Here is a 16915-nt window from a genome sequence, read left to right on the forward strand (position 1 = left end):
TGGCCAATCGCTGCTGCAAATTGATTTAAGCGTTTTTTAGTACAATCTAATTTTTCGTTTTCATCCTTATATTTTGGTTTTTTCGTTTGGGAATACGACAAAATTGTATTTAAACCTATTGACATCATCAACAAGATTATATAGTATGGTTTTGTTTTTAATTTGCAACCGGTAGTTTTAAAATTTAAAATGGCTCATTACGCTCAAGGAGCCATGCAGTAGTATCTTTCATTCCTTTGATTCTCTCTTCAGAGAAGGGTATTATTTCTTTATCAAAGCAAGAAATCAGCGCATAGATTGTGGCATTTTCAAATGGTCTTTTCATTGTGGAGGTTATATCAAATGCAATATCATTAATTTCAAAAGTCAGATACATTGATTCGCCTCTGAGTGCCGACATATATTTTATAAAAGCGGATAACCCCTCTTGAATCTCCAACTTATAGTTTATAGTTTCCACAGCAATAGGATAGTCAGGAATATTCCAGATTATCTCGTTTTTGCTATACTCGTTTTGCTTGTCAAAATACATCTTTAGCTCCAAATAACCAGCACTGTGATGTTTACTGTATAATGCTTTGCCAACCAATGGCTCTAAATCCCATTCCAGTATTTTTGCATTTACTTTGTGAAGCAAGCTGTAGGTAAATGGGTTTATTGGTAAAGAAGTTACTTTCATTTTTAGTCGTTTTTGATGATGGGAAATCTATATCAAAAGATGTTCCAAAGCAATTTTTATGCTCTGCGACTTAGCGTCTTTGCGGGCAATTTTCACGCAAAGACGCTAAGTCGCAAAGTCCACATGAAAAACGATTAAAAGTAAACATTTTTCGCATGTCCTTTTAACTAAAGCTTTAACTGCAATTTCATCATTATATCCGTCTGTTCGTCATTGCCTAATCTAAAAATATGTTTGTCAAATTCGACAAAACCGTTCTTTTTATAGAAAGCAAGAGCCCGATGGTTTTCTTCCCATACGCCAAGCCAGACATAATCGGATTTTGTTTCTTTTGCTATCTGTATTGCTTTTTCGTAGAGCAGTTGGCCGACTTTCTTTCCATGAAATTCTTTAAGCACATAAATCCTTTCAATTTCAAGCGCTTTATCATCTTTTAATTCGGTTTGCGATGCTCCGAAGTTAAGTTTCAAATATCCGATTACAGTCTCTTTTTCCACCGCAAAATAGAATTCTGAGTTGGTATTGCTGAGTTCCGAATGTAGTTTTTCGGTTGAAAAACTGTTCTCAAGATACTCCTTCATATTTTCCTCGGTATTGCTTTCGGCAAAAGTTTCGAAAAAAGTCTGCCGACCAATTTTTTGCAATTGGTCGATATCGATTAAGGTGACCTTTTTTAGTTGAATATTCTCCATTATTATTTGATGAGTTTGTTTGGAAAACGTTTATTCATCATGTCTTCTACCGTTGATTTATGGCGGTTGATGATAAACAGTTTGGTATTGTCCGGAAGGTTAAAAATTTCAATAAATTCAGCCTTCGGATTTAGTTTTTTGTTTTTAAGTACGTCGAAGTAGTCTTTTAGCAGGTTGAGTTTTTGTTCATGGTTTTGCGAAATGACAACTACTTTTGTTATAGGCATAGCCATTGTTTTTTCCAATTCAGTCGCACAAACCGGAGCCCCCATTCTGTTATTCGAATATTTACGGAAATTTCTTCGGAAATAGGACCAGTCGCTAGGAGTATCGGCAACAATGTAACGGTAAGCAAATAGGTGTGAAAGTTCATTATTCCACTGCGGAAACTGAGTGTCATAAGTGTTTACATAGGCTTTTACAAATGCTTCATCCATTGGTTTTTTGTCTTCAATATATTTTTTCAGTACCGGATAGATTGCTTTTGCCATTTCGGATACATATTTATTGGCATACCATTCGCCTTCATCTGCCTTTTTATTGATTTGCTCAATTACATAGCCATTGCCTAATGCGGTTGCCAATACTTCATTCATCAGCAATAAAGCATATTGGCTGTTAGGCGATTTGGTTTCGTTAAACCATTTTTGGATATTTTCTTTCATTTGCAACGACTGGTTGTCATAAACGATATGGTATATTTCGTGCATGGCAACGCTAAAAAAAGAAACATGGTCTTTTAAATCCAAAGGAGCTTCACAAACAGCAACATTAATAAAAGCTCTTGCTCCCAGATTGCCTTTGTCTAAAGAAGGAAGAAGATTGAGTTCGAACGGAATGTTTTTGTCCCAGTTGGTGTTATAGAAAGTGAGTCCTGTCTGGAAAAAGTTGGAAAACTGATTGTTTTTGATATAGTTCTGCAGGTTGTTTTTCTGGACTTCAAAGGCTGTTTTGTTGGGTTCAAAAACAAGTTCACGGTATATGGGAAGGAAATTTTCCAGGGTTTCAGAAAATACAGATAAGTACTCGTTGGGTATAAGGCCTAAGGATTTGTTCCTGAAATCGGCAATTGTTTGACTGATAGCCAGATTTCTTTCCAACATATCGCGTGACATCAGTCCTGTTTTTAGAGGAGATGGATATTGCGTAAAAGCATAGGTGTAATCAATTGGCAACTGTTCAAAGTCTGCAATCTGTTTTTTAAACGCCTCGGTATTGTATTTTGAATTTGAAAAAATAGACTTTAATTCGTTATCAGGATAGTTGTCTGATATTTTGGTAATAAAGTCATAAACGGCATAAGGCTCTGAACAGCGTAGCTTAAATTCTACGGGTTGTTGTGCGAAAACGGAGGATGTGCTTGTTGCCAAAACAAGAAGCAGGATGATGATTTTTTTCATTCGATAAGTTTTTTGATTGATGATGATACACTACCATGATAGTGCATTTGCTAAGATAAAAGTTTTTTCAAATGAAAATAGTTGAGGTTGAAAAATTAAGAGAAGATTAGGTTTTTTCGGGATTAGCCCCAGATTAATAAATCAATATCTTTGTTTCTTAAAGTATAAAAAATGGGCAAAAAGATTAGTTGTGTTTGTATAAGACTCCTATTAATCTGTGGTTTTCTTTCCTGCAAGCAGAAACAGGCACCGGAAATGCACAAGATTCCAGAATCAAAAACAGATAAGCAGGCAGAAAATGGAACTGCTGAAATTGAGAACTTTGATGCTTTTTTCGAACGGTTTTCTAAAGATAGTGTCTTTCAAAAAGAAAGAACTAAATATCCTTTGAAAATAGCCTATTATGAAGATATAGACGAAGACTTATCTGTGCGTTATGCTAAGGAAACGGAAAGTGCATATACTGATTTTACTGCGGATACTTTGGCTATAAATAAAAGAACAGACAGGTTTACTTTTAAGATAGAAAAGACCGATACTAAAATTATATACAAAAGGGTAGGGTATGATAATGGAATTTACATATCCTATATATTTTCGCTCTTTGGAAACTCCTGGTTTTTATCTGAAATCAGAGACGAATCTACCTAAAGTTTGCATTACAGGCTAGCAGCCTGGTGAGACATTTCCAAAGATTTGGAAATAATAAAAAAGCCTGTCCAAATTGGACAGGCTTTTTTATTATTTATTTTCGTTTATTATTTGTTTTGCATTACCGTTATCCGGATTTAGTGCCAGCGATTTTTTATAAGCTTTTATGGCTTTTTCTTTTTGCCCCAGCTTCATCAGGCATTCACCATAGCTGTCATAGGTGTTGTAACCATTTGGATAAAGTTCTGTGTTTAGTTTGAAAACCTTCAGGGCTTCTTCGTTCTTGTTTTGGTTGAGCAGGTTGTAGCCAAATTCGTTGACTGCTTCTTCAGAAATATCATATTCTGATTTTGTGCCTTTTTTGAATTCCTGTTTTATCAATTTAATTGTCTTGTCTGCCAAATTGCCGGAATTGTAATAAGAAGAAATGGTTTTTAAATTCATCTTCCTTTCTTTTTCGATTTGTTGCGCTAAAGTTTCTACAGCGTAATATTGGCGTTCTTCGTCGGTTACTTTGGTTGGGTCTATTTTATAGCGCACCCATTTCCCGTTTGTGGACTTGTTTTTTGTAAACTGTGTTCCATAAATCTGCGGTTCTCCTTTTCTCATAAGATCTCTGTCTACGGCTGCGGCATACCACCATCTGTTGAGTGACGGATCAAGTTCTAAAGCTTTTTTAAAAGTTTTTACTGCCATGCCGGAAGCAATGGTGTCATTTCCGTGTTGAAAAACGATGCCTGAATTGAAGTAATCTTTAGCCGTTTGTACTTTGTTTTCTTTTAGTAATTCAAAAACGCGGACCCGACGCAAGCTGTCTTCCTTGTTTAAAATCATCCAGTTGATATCGGATTTCATTCTGGAATTCTGGTCGTCGTCGGCCATTTTTTGTAATTCAACATTGTCGGTTTGCGAAAAAGCCTTGATTGAGCAAAGCATCAGGAATAATGCCTGAAAGATTGTTTTTTTCATGTGATTTGATTGATAATTGATGATTTTTGATTGATGATTTTAGATTTTTGCCTACTGCCTACTGCCTACTGCCTACTGCCTACTGCCTACTGCTTCAAAAGATAAAATTACCTATAAAAGGAATAAGAAAATTGTATAATTGGAACATGCCCGGAAAAATTATAAATATTTCCAGGCATGTTCATTATAGGATGATATGTTGTTACTCTTGCCTACGCGTTTTTTCAAGTTCCACTGCTTTTCGGAACATAGGGTCGTTGTTTAATAAAAACTGTTTGCCAAAAATGTCTTCTTTTGTTGTGATACGGGAATAGAGTTCTTTTATGGAATAGCTTACAGGATATTCTACATTGTTCTGAAAGATGTCTTTTGGCGTTTTGCAACCCGTAAAATCAATTTGAGATTCTATTCTGAATATGATTTTACTATGCGGCAATTGAAGCACTGTCGGATTTGTTTGAAGGCCGCCAAGTAAATCGGGCGTTTCTCCTATACTTATGAGCTGCTCATTGTTTTTGGCCAGGTTTGAAAGGTTGCTGGCAGAGGAATAAATAAACCGGTCCTGCAAGACATAGATTTTGCCTTCAAAAGAAAAATTTAAAGAATCAGGAACTACAAATTTAAAATTCGGATAGGTGATATAATACATTTTTGGCTTTTTTAAGGTAGCAGCATTTATCTTAAAAGTATGCGTAGTCCTGTTCTGAACAGAATCTGTATTGATGTTAAAATACTTTTGATTATAAGGACTGAAATTTCTGCCAACCATTACGTTTTGTCCCAAGGTATCTTTAACTACTTTTTTCAGAAAGTTGCTGTAAGTATTGTCACTTCCTCCGGGATTTCCTCGGATATCGAGTACAATAGCATTGACTTTATTTTTAGCAATTATTGGCCTTAAACGCTCGCTGAGGGTGTCACCATAAGCTTCGACCATCATTGGAAGTTTGGCATAGAAGATTTTTTCTTTTTCAAAATAATGGGTAATTATTGGTGTTTTTTCATCGTTATAACCGTACACCGAATTCTTTTCTTGTAAGAAAGTGACCGTATCATTTTTTTTGATGTTCAGGTTGTGTTTCTTGTTATCCTTGTCTAAAAAGACCAGTTTCAAAATTCCTTTTTTATAATTTTCTGACGGTTTGTAGAATTTTTCATGGTAAACCCTGTCATTCTCCCGGTCCCATCGTAAAGGAGATGATTGTTCAATACGGGTTTTTACATAGTCATGAATATCGGTTCCGTTGCAGCTTATGAGTTTCATTGAGGCCGGATATTTTTTATCGGAATAAGTGAACGGCAATAGATTGTAATATTGACCTGAAGTATAGACCAGTTCCAGATTTAGCTTTGTGTAGAATTGCTTGTTGACATAATTCCTGTTACAACCCCTTTTGGTATCCAATTGTTTTTCAGGATGTCGAGATGCCAGCTTCCTAACATGTTTGAGTGGCCGTCCTGAGCAGAATTAAGTGTTTTTTCTACAATTTGCAGGTATTCCGGAATTGTAGTCCGGGGCTGGATTTGCTTTCTTAATTCTTTTGCGTGAAGGTTAAAATCAATTCCTCTTACTTCGTCATTGAAATAGACAATCGGACTTACCTGATTGATATAGGATACTAAGGAGTCGTGGTCTTCTAAAAGCTGTTCATAGGTTAGCTTAGGAGTACCTTCAATAATTGCCGGATGTGGTATGGCGTTTTTGTGATTAGTGGCACAGGCAATGCAAAGGCAGATTAAAAGGAGGGATAGGATTTTTTTCATGATTCTACATATTTTGACACAAAGAAATAAAACCGGTGTCTTCAAAAATTGTAAAAATCATTCACTGTTATTTTTTATTGTATATCCAGGTCAGGTCGTTTTGCTGTACCGAAACCTTATCGATGAGCTGTTTTGGTGAATAGCCCGAAAAGGTTTTGAAATCATTGATAAAATGGGCCTGGTCATAATACTGATTAAAGTGGGCAATTGTGGTCAGATTATTTTGCTGGTTTAGGATTCCGTCCAATGTGTTCCTGAAACGTATGGTTTTTAAATAGGATTTTGCGTTTTGTCCCAGATGGTTTTTAAACAATCGGAATAGGGTTGTGTCACTTATTTCCAGCTTTTTGGATAGTGTTTCGATGTTGAAGTTTTCGTTGTGGCTGTATTTCGATATGTAATGTAGTGCTTCTCTCAATTTTTCAGGTAACTCGTTTTTTAAGTTTTTGAGAAGTAAAAGTTCTAATTGTGCAGCTCTTTTTGTGAAATCGTCCTGTTCAAAAATCTGTTCCAAAGTGAAAGAATTTTTGTGGGTAAAAATTTCTTCAAAAGCACCATCAGAAGTCATCAGGTCAGCATAAGAATCTTTAGTAAAAGCCCTTAAAGCAGACGGGTAGAAAATAATACAAATCTGGTCAAGACTGTCATTTATATTGACCTTGAAAGGCATTTTATGGAATCCGTAAAATCTGCTTGTAAAATTTTTATTGCCTTCTGTAATGCTACAACTGTTTGTTTTGGAGTCATTGATGTATCTGACCGCACTATGCTTATAAATTGCCAGACATAAATTATTGTTGGGAAAGGTAGTATAGTTCAGGGACTGGTTGTCGGACTTTTTGAAAAACAAAAAATACTGAACATATTTTTTCAGCAGTTCGTTTTTTGGTTTTATAATGACTGACTTCATTCCTTTTTCGTCTGAAATTAGTAAAGTTTATAGTTTATTATCGCAATAAACTAAAATGTCCGCGTATGGTTCTGCCGGTTTCCAGTTTTACCAGATACCAATAATCATTGGCAGGTAACGGATGTCCGTTAAAGTTTCCATCCCATCCGGTACCTTTCGGGTCCACATCAGCAAGAAGCTTTCCAAAACGGTCAAAAATATAGATTTTGGAATTGGCAAAGAAGTTCGGGCTAATACCGATGATGTCCCACGTGTCATTAGTGCCGTCTGCGTTAGGCGTAAAAAAGGCAGGGATTTTCAGTACGGAAATTTTCTTTGATACAATGCCACAGCCATGGGTGTCGTATACATAAACAGTATGTACGCCGGGAGCTACATTTTCAAAATAATTCGAATCCTGGAAAGGCCCGTTTGGCAGGTCAAGGCTGTATTGGTAGCCGCCAATGCTTGTAGGGTCAAGGATTACGGTTACGGTATTATTCTGTGTTAAATCGACTATCACTATGTCGGCAATAGTAGCATTATTGGATGGCAGTACTTCTATGGTTCTGGTTTTGGAACAGCCTTTGGCATTTGTGACTTTGACGGTATAGGTTCCTGCTTCATTAACCCTTATGGAAGATGTGGTTTGTATGGGAGTTGTTGACCATTCATACGTATAATCAGTTACGGAGCCTTGCAATAATCCTGCATCTAAAGTAGTGTAGCGATTAGGCAGATTGGTACAGACATAGTCAGTGTCCTGTACTTCGATTTGAGGCAGACGGTTAACGACCAATTGAATTGGTGAAATCCCCGAACAACTGTTGGCATCTTCAATTCGCACATAAATGGTAGCATTGTAAGGCGTGGCGTTTGGATAATTGCCGGTATTGGTAATTTCATTCTGTTCCAGTAAGGCATCGTTGAGGTTAGGATAAAAATGCGCGGTTTCGGTTGGAGACAATACAAGGTCGGTTGTTCCAAGGTCAAAAGGCATAATACCTGTTTCTGACAGGTCACATTGCGGAGCAATAGTAACCGTTCTGTTAATAACATTTACATTTAAATCGAGGGTTCCCCAGCTGAAACATCCGGTGGTGAGGTTGGTGATTTTTACATCAAGGGTTTCGGGATTTGATATATTGTTATAGGCAGTGGGAAGCGGTGTCGTTGTGCCTGTCCTGAAAAATGTTACACCAAGATTGGCATCGTTCCCTGTTAGCGATGGAATTGCTTCGTTGAGATTGAATAAGGTCAATCCGTCCGGAGTTAAGCCTGTATCACATTGAACCAAAGTGCCGCTGACTTTGGCAGGAAGCGGATTTACAATAAGTTTGATTTCCTCTATTCTGAAACAGCCATTCGGATTAGTGACTTTGATGAATACAGGCTCCTCGTTAGGAACGATGTTGTAATAAGTAGGTCCGTAAGCTCCGGTATTAGCCATGGCATTGGCAAAACTGGAATAATAATCTACTGTAGTCCCGACAGGATTTGCATTGGCAATTATGCCATTCGTGACATCACTCATAATAAAGGTCGCTTGCCCATTCTGGTCATCACCATCAATGTTATCGTCACACATTGCAAACTGGTTGTTTGGAATGACAACCGAATTGATTACTTCAACCGAAAATTCCGATGTTGAAAAACAACCGGTTACTGTATTGGTGATTCGGGCAAAAATAGGCTGCGGGTTTACTGTATTTCTGAAATCGTTGGAGGGCGTTATTGGACTTTCTCCCGTTAATACATCATTAAGGCTGGTATGGTATGTAACAGCTACAGAGGTTTGGGTTCCAATAATGGTGCTGGTGTTTAAATCGAGATTGAAAGAGGTGGAATTGTCAATAGTGCCGTCATTGTCACAATTTTCCATATCAAGGGCAACTCCTGTAGGCATTTGGAATGTTGGAGGTTGGTTAAATGTAGCCGTTCCTGTCCAGGTTAGTGAAAAATTACTCGAACCTACAGGCCTGTCAATAACCAGAAAATAGCTTTCACCATTGTTAACCGTTAAAGATTGTACGAAACTGTTACCAAGTGCTCCGGGTCCTTCAGTAGTGTCAACTTCATCATCTTTAAGACCGGTGAGATTGTCTGTTGCATTGGCAGCTTGCGGGTTTGTAGTGGAACAGCGGATGGCTTGTCCTAAACTACCACAGCTAACATTAGGGCCAAATATGAAAAAATCAAAATCTACATCAATATTGGTGTTTTCCGGAGTGAGAATAAAACCGAGTGTTCCTCCGGTGTCAATTGACAACTTTAACCAGATACTGTTATTTTCCTCACTACTGCAGTTGTTGCCAAATCCCAATTCCTGAATCCCGATTCCTGTAGCACTAAGACCTTGAAATCCCGTATTTCCACATACCACAATGGCATCGGTACAGTCGTTCTGAGAAAAGGCTTGGGTTACGGTAAAAAGGAACAGGAGCGCAAGGAGGAATTTTTTAAGTATCATTCGTTAAGGGATATTTGCCCAAATTTATCATATTTTTTAAACGAATTGTTATCTTTTTAAAGAAAAGTGCCCCCTCACGGTTCTTTCTGGGTTTAAAAGTACCAAATACCAGTAATCTGTTGATAGAGCGGGATGGTTGTTATAATTTCCATCCCAACCGGCACCTTTGGGGTCAACATCTGCGAGAAGCTTGCCGAAACGGTCGAAGATGTAAATTTTGGCATTAGAATAGAATACGGAATTTATTCCAATAATATTCCAGGTGTCATTGTAACCATCGCCATTTGGAGTAAAGTAATTAGGAATGTATAGTACGGAAATGTCTTTTTTGACAATTCCGCATCCGCGAGTATCATAGACATACACGGTATGAAAACCAGGGCTTACATTTTCAAAATGATTGGAATCCTGAAAAGGACCGTTTGGCAGGTCAAGGCTGTATTGGTAACTTCCAATGCTTTCCGGTGACAGCAGTACGGTTACGGTGTTGTTTTGTACCAGGTCAACAATTACTACATCCGCAATAGTAGCATTATTGGATGGCAGGACGCTGATAGTTCTGGTTTTGGAACAGCCTTTGGCAGTTGTTACTTTAACGGTATAGGTTCCCACCTGATTAACCCTTATTGTAGGTGTGGTTTGTGTTGGTGTAGTTGACCATTCATAAGTATAATCAGAGATAGTGCCCTGTAACAAACCCGGGTTTAAAGTAATGTAACGATTAGGCAGGTTGGTACAGACATAGTCTGTGTCTTCTGTTCTGAGTTGTGGCAACGGATTTACGACAAGATGAATAGGGAAAAGACCTTCGCATTCATTGTTCTCTTCTATCCGGGCATAAATTGTCTGTCTGTCACGTACTGTATTTCTATAGACTGCAGGTAGTGCATTTTGTTCAAGCAGCGCATCATCAATACTGGCATAGTAGGAAGTAGTGGCTGTGGGAGAAATTCCGGGAATCACGACATCAGTGAGTATGAAATCAGAAATTCCGTCCTCACCGTTCAGCTCATCACATTTTTCAAGTAGTAAGGGAGCATTTATTACAGCATTTACAGTTAGGTCTAGTGTTGTTGTCACAAAGCATCCGGTCGTATTGTCTGTTACCCGGGCAAAAACCCGTTGCGGATTGGAGATGTTAGGGTAGGAATTAGGCAATGGATTGGCATTGTCATTCGCCGCCTGGGAAGACAGGAAAAAAGAGACGCTTAAATTTGTATTGCCTCCGGTAATATTTTGCGAAGCTTCAGAAAGTTTAAAAAGAATATTGGTGTCAGCTGCTGTCGGGCTGCATTGTGTCAGGCTGGAAGGAAATGCTGTTGGAAGCGGATTAATCTGTATATTTTTACTGCTTCGGATAGTTCTTCCTTCTACAACAGCAGTTGCCCAAACAGTATAATTTCCGGGACCGGGAAAGACATGAGATGGCTCAGAAACGGTACTAAAGGCACTGCCGTCACCAAAATCCCATACCACACTTTGAACGAAACCATTGGCACTTACTTCAAGTTCTGTAGCCTGACCCGCACAAAGATTTTTGGCAAGGATGTTTGTGCTGAATACAGAAGTAATGAATGGCGGTAGTCCGAATCGGGATATTCCCTGGTCCAGACTAATTGCGGCATTTTGATAATTGCAGGCTATTCCGTCTTCTTCCGGATTGTTGATAACGTCCAGAAAAGCATCTTCAAATCCGGTGTTGATGTTGGCTTTATAAATTTTCTTGTCAGGACCCAGTTGAAGTGCCGAAAAACTTTTTCTGGAAATAAATTGCCCTGAATTTGGAATGGATGCAGCTTCGAGATTGAATTGCATTACTCCGTTTTCTGCTGACAGGTAAAGCTTTTTAGTTTCGGCAGAAAATTCAACTCCATAGCAGCTGGCATCAGTTACTATTGCCTGACCGTTAGAAACAATTCCGGTACTGTTATCAAAATCATAGAGATAAAGAGCACCGCCGGTTTGAGGACCTACATGTGTTTCAGTAATCTGAACATGGGCGACAGCAATTTTTTTTCCGTTGGGAGAAACCTTAATTTGTCCAATCGCGTTTCTTCTGTAACCCGAAATAGGAACTACAGGGTTAAGTTGCGAAATCACAGGAGTGGTGCTAACACCTGAAGGGTCAATCTTAAAAGCATAAAACTTGTCTATGAAATGGGTGATGACCCAGTAACCGCCTCCGTTTCGTATCTGGACAGCCGTTATTTTTTCGGAACATTTATATTTGATTTCTTCACCGGCAGGGTCGGGATTATAAGTAACCAGATGAACGTTTCTTGTTGTCACATTCCCAATACTTCCGTTCGCTCCGGTAAGTGACATGTCAACAACAGAATAGTTAAGACCGTTGTTGAAACCGTCATCTCCATCCGGAATTGTGCCTCCTCCCGCTTCATATACTCCTGAAAACTGGTTGGGATAGGCCGCCGCATTCTGATGATGCGGCTCGTCTACCGTAAAAATATAATAAAGATTGGGATTGGCAGGATTGGGTATTATAATGCCTGATTGCGTACTGGAAGGGTCTCCAAACAATCCTGTACCCGCTGCATAATCTCCATTTGGCATGATAACATGGTTTCTGTCCCAGACAGTACGGCCGTCTGTATATAACAGGAGATTGCCGTTAAGGTCAGAAAAAGAACTGCATCCTTCGTCAGTAACGATTCTGATTGGATTTGGAAAAGTAGAAAGGGTGGTTATTGTATTGTCACTATTAAACCGGATACCGGCTCTGTTGCCAAAAAACCAGTTCGATGCTTCGCCCTGGGGGAAGCAACTTATGGATAAGAACAGAAATAATACCAGTAATTTTGACCTCATATTGAGCCGATTAGCTCTCAAAGATAGAAAATTATCTCAAAAGTGAGAAGTGTCCCCTGATTTCTCTGTTGTCTTGCAAAATTATTTTAAACCAATAGTCGTTTGCCGGTAAATCGTACCCGTTCAGTTTACCATCCCAACCCGGTTGTCCGCCTTTAAAAAAGTAAAGGAGCTTGCCATAACGGTCAAAAATGGCAACTGTAGCATTGGGCTGATATTGTAGGTATGGAATTCTCCAGTAATCATTGGTTCCGTCATTATTCGGGGTAAAGAATTTAGGATAATCCATGATGTAAAATTCATGGGTAATAGTGCCACAGTCTGCTTCTTTTATAATGACGTTATAACGGCCGGGAGCCAGATTTGTAAATGTTGGTGAATCCTGAAAATTAATTCCGTCAAGTGAATATTGGTAGGTTCCAATGCTGTTTGACGTAAGCACAACAGTTGCAGTGTTGTTTCCTCCCTGGAAATCTCTTATTCGGATGGTTTCTACTGTTGCAATACTCGAAGCCGTAACAATGAATTTTTTTGTGCCTTCGCAACCGTCAGCGTTGGTAACAGTAACGGTATAGGTTCCCGCTGCATTAACCCTAATGGTTTGCGTTGTTTCGTGATTTGGAGTGTTCCAGCTGTAGCTTGAAAAGCCACTTCCCGCATTTAACAATACAGAACTGCCGCTGCAAATAGTAACTTCAACATCATCCAGGCTGTTGCCGAAATAATTGACACGTACATTAAATTCGGCAATTCCATAACAATCAATACCCGAGCTTAATTTGGCATAAATACGCTGTGTAAACGGAACCGTATTAGGAAATGCTTCCGGAGTAGGAATCGGATTAAGCCCTGATAACGCATCTGCATAGGAAGTGTAATAGTTCACATTTCCTGCCGGCAGATTAATCAGAATATCTGCTTCCCTGTCACGCAGGTTAAAAACCGAAAGACCGTCTGAAGGATTGGCATCGGTGTCGCATTTTTTCAAATCCTGAGGGTCGGCAATATTATTATTGGAAACATTTAATGTTACTTCTGCAATAGCATAACAGCCGTACTGGTTTTCTACACGGGCATAAACAATTGGCTGTGTATTTTCGAAATTGGTAACGTTGGTAATCGGGTTGGAATCCGATGCCGCTTCCGCATTGGTCCTGAAATAAACAGGATCAGTTAATGTAGGATCGGCTGCTACAATCTGAGCGTTTGCCTGGTTGAGATTAAACAAAGCAAGACCATCGTTATCTTCGTCACATTGTACTAAAACAGCATTGGATACTGTTGGCACAGGTGAATATTCAATTTTTATTTCACCATTTGAGAAACAGCCTCCCGCAAGTTCAACGCGTACAGAATAAGTGCCGGCTTCAATGACCTGATAAGTAGGAGTTGTTTCCGGTTGTAATATGCTGTTTTTATACCATTCATAGCGTATGGCATTGGCGTTAGTCGCATTCAATGTTAGGGTTTCGTCCTTACACAACGGATTTCCATTTGCCAGCAATCGGTCATTACCTAAATCCGTTTCTATCTTAAAACTTCCTCCACCTAAGAAAATAGCCGAGTCATATCTGTAATTGCCTTCATCAGCCACAACCAATTTTATATGATAGCGAACGCCTGGCGTTACATCAGATTGGGCTGTCATGATAACAGTCTGTCCGTTGAAATTGGTTGGGTGTTCATATCCGTTGAATCCGCCAAAATATTCTTCGTTTTGAGCATCACAACCTCCGTTTCCGCCAATTGCCGGACGTACAGAGGTTACCTTAACGGGTATTGTAGTGCCTGGAATAACAGCCAGGTTTTTATATTCTCCGGTGCCGCCAACTTCTTTAAGCAGGAATGCAAATCCGTCCGAATAGCGGCATGGCGCATTATCATGATATTCTTCTGAAGAAAGAATGTAGTCAAAGCTTATTTTGTTGCCGAGAGGTATAAAGTCAAATTCAAGTACGGTAGCGTTAACAGAGTTGTTTATTTCCAGGGCAGCTTCCAAATCAGAATCGCCCGGCCAGTCCATTCCGCGTCCGTCATCTAACAGGCTGCTGTTAGGACCTTGTGCGGCCACAGCTCTTCCTGTGCTTAGTATGATTCCGTTTGCAAACGGAAAGCTGCTCGTTCCTGCATTAAAATAACCATAGCTTTGTTCTCCGGATGCGAAATTCCCGCCTAAAACGGAGATATTTGAAACACTGGCACAGGTGTTATTGATGAGGACATCCCTGACTAATTGTTCTTTTGTATAAGTGTCATTAACTGTAATATATTGCGCTCTGGCTAAAAAAGGAACGCAAATTGCCAATAAGAAAAAAATGTGGGCTTTCGTCATTTTCATAGTATCGGCAAAGATACTATAAATCTCGTTTTTGAAGAATTTTATACGACATTAACATAAAAATAACCGTCCAAATGACAACAATAACAATTTCATACCAGTGCACACTGTAATCTTTTGCAGCTACACCACCAGAGACCTGATTTTCAATAGCCTTATAAGCCTTGAAACGTGTAAATGGTTCTTTTATAAGATTTGACATCGATTCTAACGGAAGGAAAGCGGCAACTTTATCGACCTGTTCCGTACTCGTAAATACCAACCATCTCAGAAGTCCGTAAAAGATTTTTTCTGCAAAAAACCATACAAGCAGGAAACCTAATGCAAAAGCAGAACGTTTTACCAATACGCCCAGAAAAAGACAGAACGAGAAGAAGGCCACGAGTTTTATGAAATAGGCCAAAAAATATTCCAGGTCGGAAAAGATAATGGCAGCTTCGTCATAAGAAGAAAAGCACAGTCCTAATATCATCGACATGATGAAAATAAAAATTGTAGAGCCCAATGCGAAAAGTGCAACGGTTATCAATTTTGACTGTATGAATTCTTTTTTGCTCAGTCCGTCTATAAGATTCTGTTTGAGCGTTCCATAGGTATATTCGTTTGCCATCATTGAAACAATTACAACGGCAAGGAAAAATTTAAGGATAGCGGCAATGTAGGTGTTGAAATGCCAGATATACGGAAAATTAAAAATTCCCTGGTCGGCAATACGGAAGTTAATTCCCAAAAAGCTGAAATTGATGGAAGCAATCAGGGCAATAAACGAAAGCAGAATGAAATAAGTAAGGGTCAATACTCTGCTTGCCTTATTCTGCCAAATTTTTTGGAGCTCTATAGATAGTAATCGTTTCATTGGTTGTATGTTTTGTCCGGGCGTCATGTCAGACTCCGGTTCGGATTGTTTTCAGGATTGTTATTTGTTGTTTGTCAGTTGCAGGAATTGCTCTTCCAGACTATGCTTGCGTTTTACAAGATGGCTCAGCGTTATATTCCTTTCAAAGAGGAATTTATTCAGTTCTGCCGCACTTAGCTGATTTTTTGGATAGGCAATAATGCGTCCCTCTTCTTCCTCAACTTTTTCAATAGACGGATGTTGTGCCAACGCCGTTTTTAATTCCTGAAGGTTGTCTGACAGCAGTTCGAAGAAACCATCGTGAGAATTCATTCCGTCAACAGTTCCGGAATATAAGATTTCGCCTTTTCGCAATACCAATACGTGACTGCACACTTTTTCGACTTCATCCAAAAGGTGAGAGGCAAGAAGTATGGTGGTTCCCTGTGCTGCAATTACTTTGATAATATCTCTGATTTGACGAATTCCCTGCGGGTCGAGACCGTTGGTTGGTTCGTCCAGAATTAGGATTTCCGGGTCATTGAGCAAAGCCGAAGCTATAGCCAATCTCTGTTTCATTCCTAACGAGAAAGTTCTGAATTTGCTGTCTTTCCTGTCAAGAAGTCCAACGATTTCAAGCTTTTCGTCTATTTTGGAATAATCAGTTCCTTTAATCTTACAAACGAGCTTAAGGTTTTGCTCGGCAGTCATGTAAGGATAAAAATTAGGCCTTTCGATAATGGCGCCTACTTTTTTCAGGGCCTCATGGGTTTCCATTTCTCCGCCAAACCAGCTGTAGGTTCCGGAGGTTTTATTGACAACATTGAGAACAATTCCGAGGGTGGTTGATTTTCCACTTCCATTCGGACCTAAAATTCCATAAACATTTCCTTTTTTGATTTCAAGGGAAACATTTTTAACGGCTTTGACCAGTCCGAAGTTTTTATAAAGATTTTCAATTTTTAGTATGGTTTCCAAAATAGATAAAGGTTTGGTTTTATAGTAAGACGAACCTGGCAACAATTTGTTACAAGAAAATTAAAACTCTTTTCGGACTTGTTTTTTGTAAGCTTATAAGGCTATTTGCCTTCTTTCATAAAGCTGATTGAGTGCCTTATTGATATCTTTCATTTCTTCAGAAAGATGAATTTTGTTGCCTAATATGTCATTGGTCGCACAGCGGTGGCACACTTTGCATTCAAATTCTTTGAAGTGGTCGGTTATTTTTCGTGTGGTCTTAAACTTATGACCAAAAAAACGACAAAAGGCTTTTTCAAAAAGCACATTGTGGCGGGCGATGTTTGGATTCATTGTAGGTTATGTTTGTTAGGGACGATAAACATACTAATTTATCCGATTAACGGCAAAAATAATCGATGAAATACATAATGTATGTATTTTG

General features: G+C 38.9%; 14 protein-coding genes. 1 reads left to right on the forward strand and 13 read right to left on the reverse strand.

Annotated features, from left to right (window positions below; genetic code table 11):
- Window positions 1-184 precede the first annotated feature (184 nt).
- From ASG38_RS10010 to ASG38_RS10020, 3 genes are all read right to left on the reverse strand, one after another.
- On the reverse strand, window positions 185-679 hold the full coding sequence (locus ASG38_RS10010) for a hypothetical protein (protein WP_056070004.1): 495 nt from the start codon (window positions 677-679) through the stop codon (window positions 185-187).
- Between the two features lie 167 nt (window positions 680-846).
- The gene (locus ASG38_RS10015) at window positions 847-1371 is read right to left on the reverse strand and encodes a GNAT family N-acetyltransferase (RefSeq protein WP_056070007.1); all 525 of its coding nucleotides are present in this window, start codon (window positions 1369-1371) and stop codon (window positions 847-849) included.
- A gap of 2 nt (window positions 1372-1373) precedes the next feature.
- On the reverse strand, window positions 1374-2771 hold the full coding sequence (locus tag ASG38_RS10020; protein ID WP_056070011.1) for a hypothetical protein: 1398 nt from the start codon (window positions 2769-2771) through the stop codon (window positions 1374-1376).
- Window positions 2772-3026: 255 nt separating this feature from the next.
- On the opposite strand from ASG38_RS10020, the gene ASG38_RS10025 reads away from it, so the two are divergent.
- Entirely contained in the window at window positions 3027-3422 is a 396-nt protein-coding gene (locus tag ASG38_RS10025) for a DUF4348 domain-containing protein (RefSeq protein WP_162239690.1), read from the forward strand.
- A 90-nt stretch (window positions 3423-3512) separates the two neighbouring features.
- On the opposite strand, the gene ASG38_RS10030 is transcribed toward ASG38_RS10025, so the two are convergent.
- The 10 genes from ASG38_RS10030 to ASG38_RS10075 form a co-directional block, all read right to left on the reverse strand.
- Window positions 3513-4391: a tetratricopeptide repeat protein gene (locus ASG38_RS10030; protein WP_056070017.1), complete on the reverse strand. Its 879-nt coding sequence runs from the start codon at window positions 4389-4391 to the stop codon at window positions 3513-3515.
- A 202-nt stretch (window positions 4392-4593) separates the two neighbouring features.
- On the reverse strand, window positions 4594-5796 hold the full coding sequence (locus ASG38_RS10035) for a S41 family peptidase (RefSeq protein WP_162239691.1): 1203 nt from the start codon (window positions 5794-5796) through the stop codon (window positions 4594-4596).
- On the reverse strand, window positions 5736-6155 hold the full coding sequence (locus tag ASG38_RS10040) for a hypothetical protein (protein ID WP_056070024.1): 420 nt from the start codon (window positions 6153-6155) through the stop codon (window positions 5736-5738). Before ASG38_RS10040 ends, ASG38_RS10035 begins: the two co-directional genes overlap by 61 nt.
- 67 nt (window positions 6156-6222) lie before the next feature.
- Window positions 6223-7065, reverse strand: a complete 843-nt coding sequence (locus ASG38_RS10045; protein ID WP_056070026.1) for an AraC family transcriptional regulator — start codon at window positions 7063-7065, stop codon at window positions 6223-6225.
- A gap of 37 nt (window positions 7066-7102) precedes the next feature.
- Window positions 7103-9514: a T9SS type B sorting domain-containing protein gene (locus ASG38_RS10050; protein ID WP_056070029.1), complete on the reverse strand. Its 2412-nt coding sequence runs from the start codon at window positions 9512-9514 to the stop codon at window positions 7103-7105.
- 48 nt (window positions 9515-9562) lie between these two features.
- Window positions 9563-12340, reverse strand: coding sequence for a T9SS type B sorting domain-containing protein (locus ASG38_RS10055; RefSeq protein WP_056070032.1), 2778 nt, complete (start codon window positions 12338-12340; stop codon window positions 9563-9565).
- A 31-nt stretch (window positions 12341-12371) separates the two neighbouring features.
- A complete protein-coding gene (locus ASG38_RS10060; protein WP_162239692.1) occupies window positions 12372-14672 on the reverse strand; it encodes a T9SS type B sorting domain-containing protein in 2301 nt (766 codons plus the stop codon).
- Window positions 14673-14694: 22 nt separating this feature from the next.
- Entirely contained in the window at window positions 14695-15534 is an 840-nt protein-coding gene (locus ASG38_RS10065; protein WP_056070037.1) for an ABC transporter permease subunit, read from the reverse strand.
- A 60-nt stretch (window positions 15535-15594) separates the two neighbouring features.
- A complete protein-coding gene (locus ASG38_RS10070) occupies window positions 15595-16491 on the reverse strand; it encodes an ABC transporter ATP-binding protein (protein WP_056071404.1) in 897 nt (298 codons plus the stop codon).
- Window positions 16492-16584: 93 nt separating this feature from the next.
- On the reverse strand, window positions 16585-16824 hold the full coding sequence (locus ASG38_RS10075; protein WP_056070040.1) for a hypothetical protein: 240 nt from the start codon (window positions 16822-16824) through the stop codon (window positions 16585-16587).
- Between the last annotated feature and the right edge of the window lie 91 nt (window positions 16825-16915).

The organism is Flavobacterium sp. Leaf359 (assembly GCF_001423985.1).
In the GTDB taxonomy this organism is placed as follows: domain Bacteria; phylum Bacteroidota; class Bacteroidia; order Flavobacteriales; family Flavobacteriaceae; genus Flavobacterium; species Flavobacterium lindanitolerans.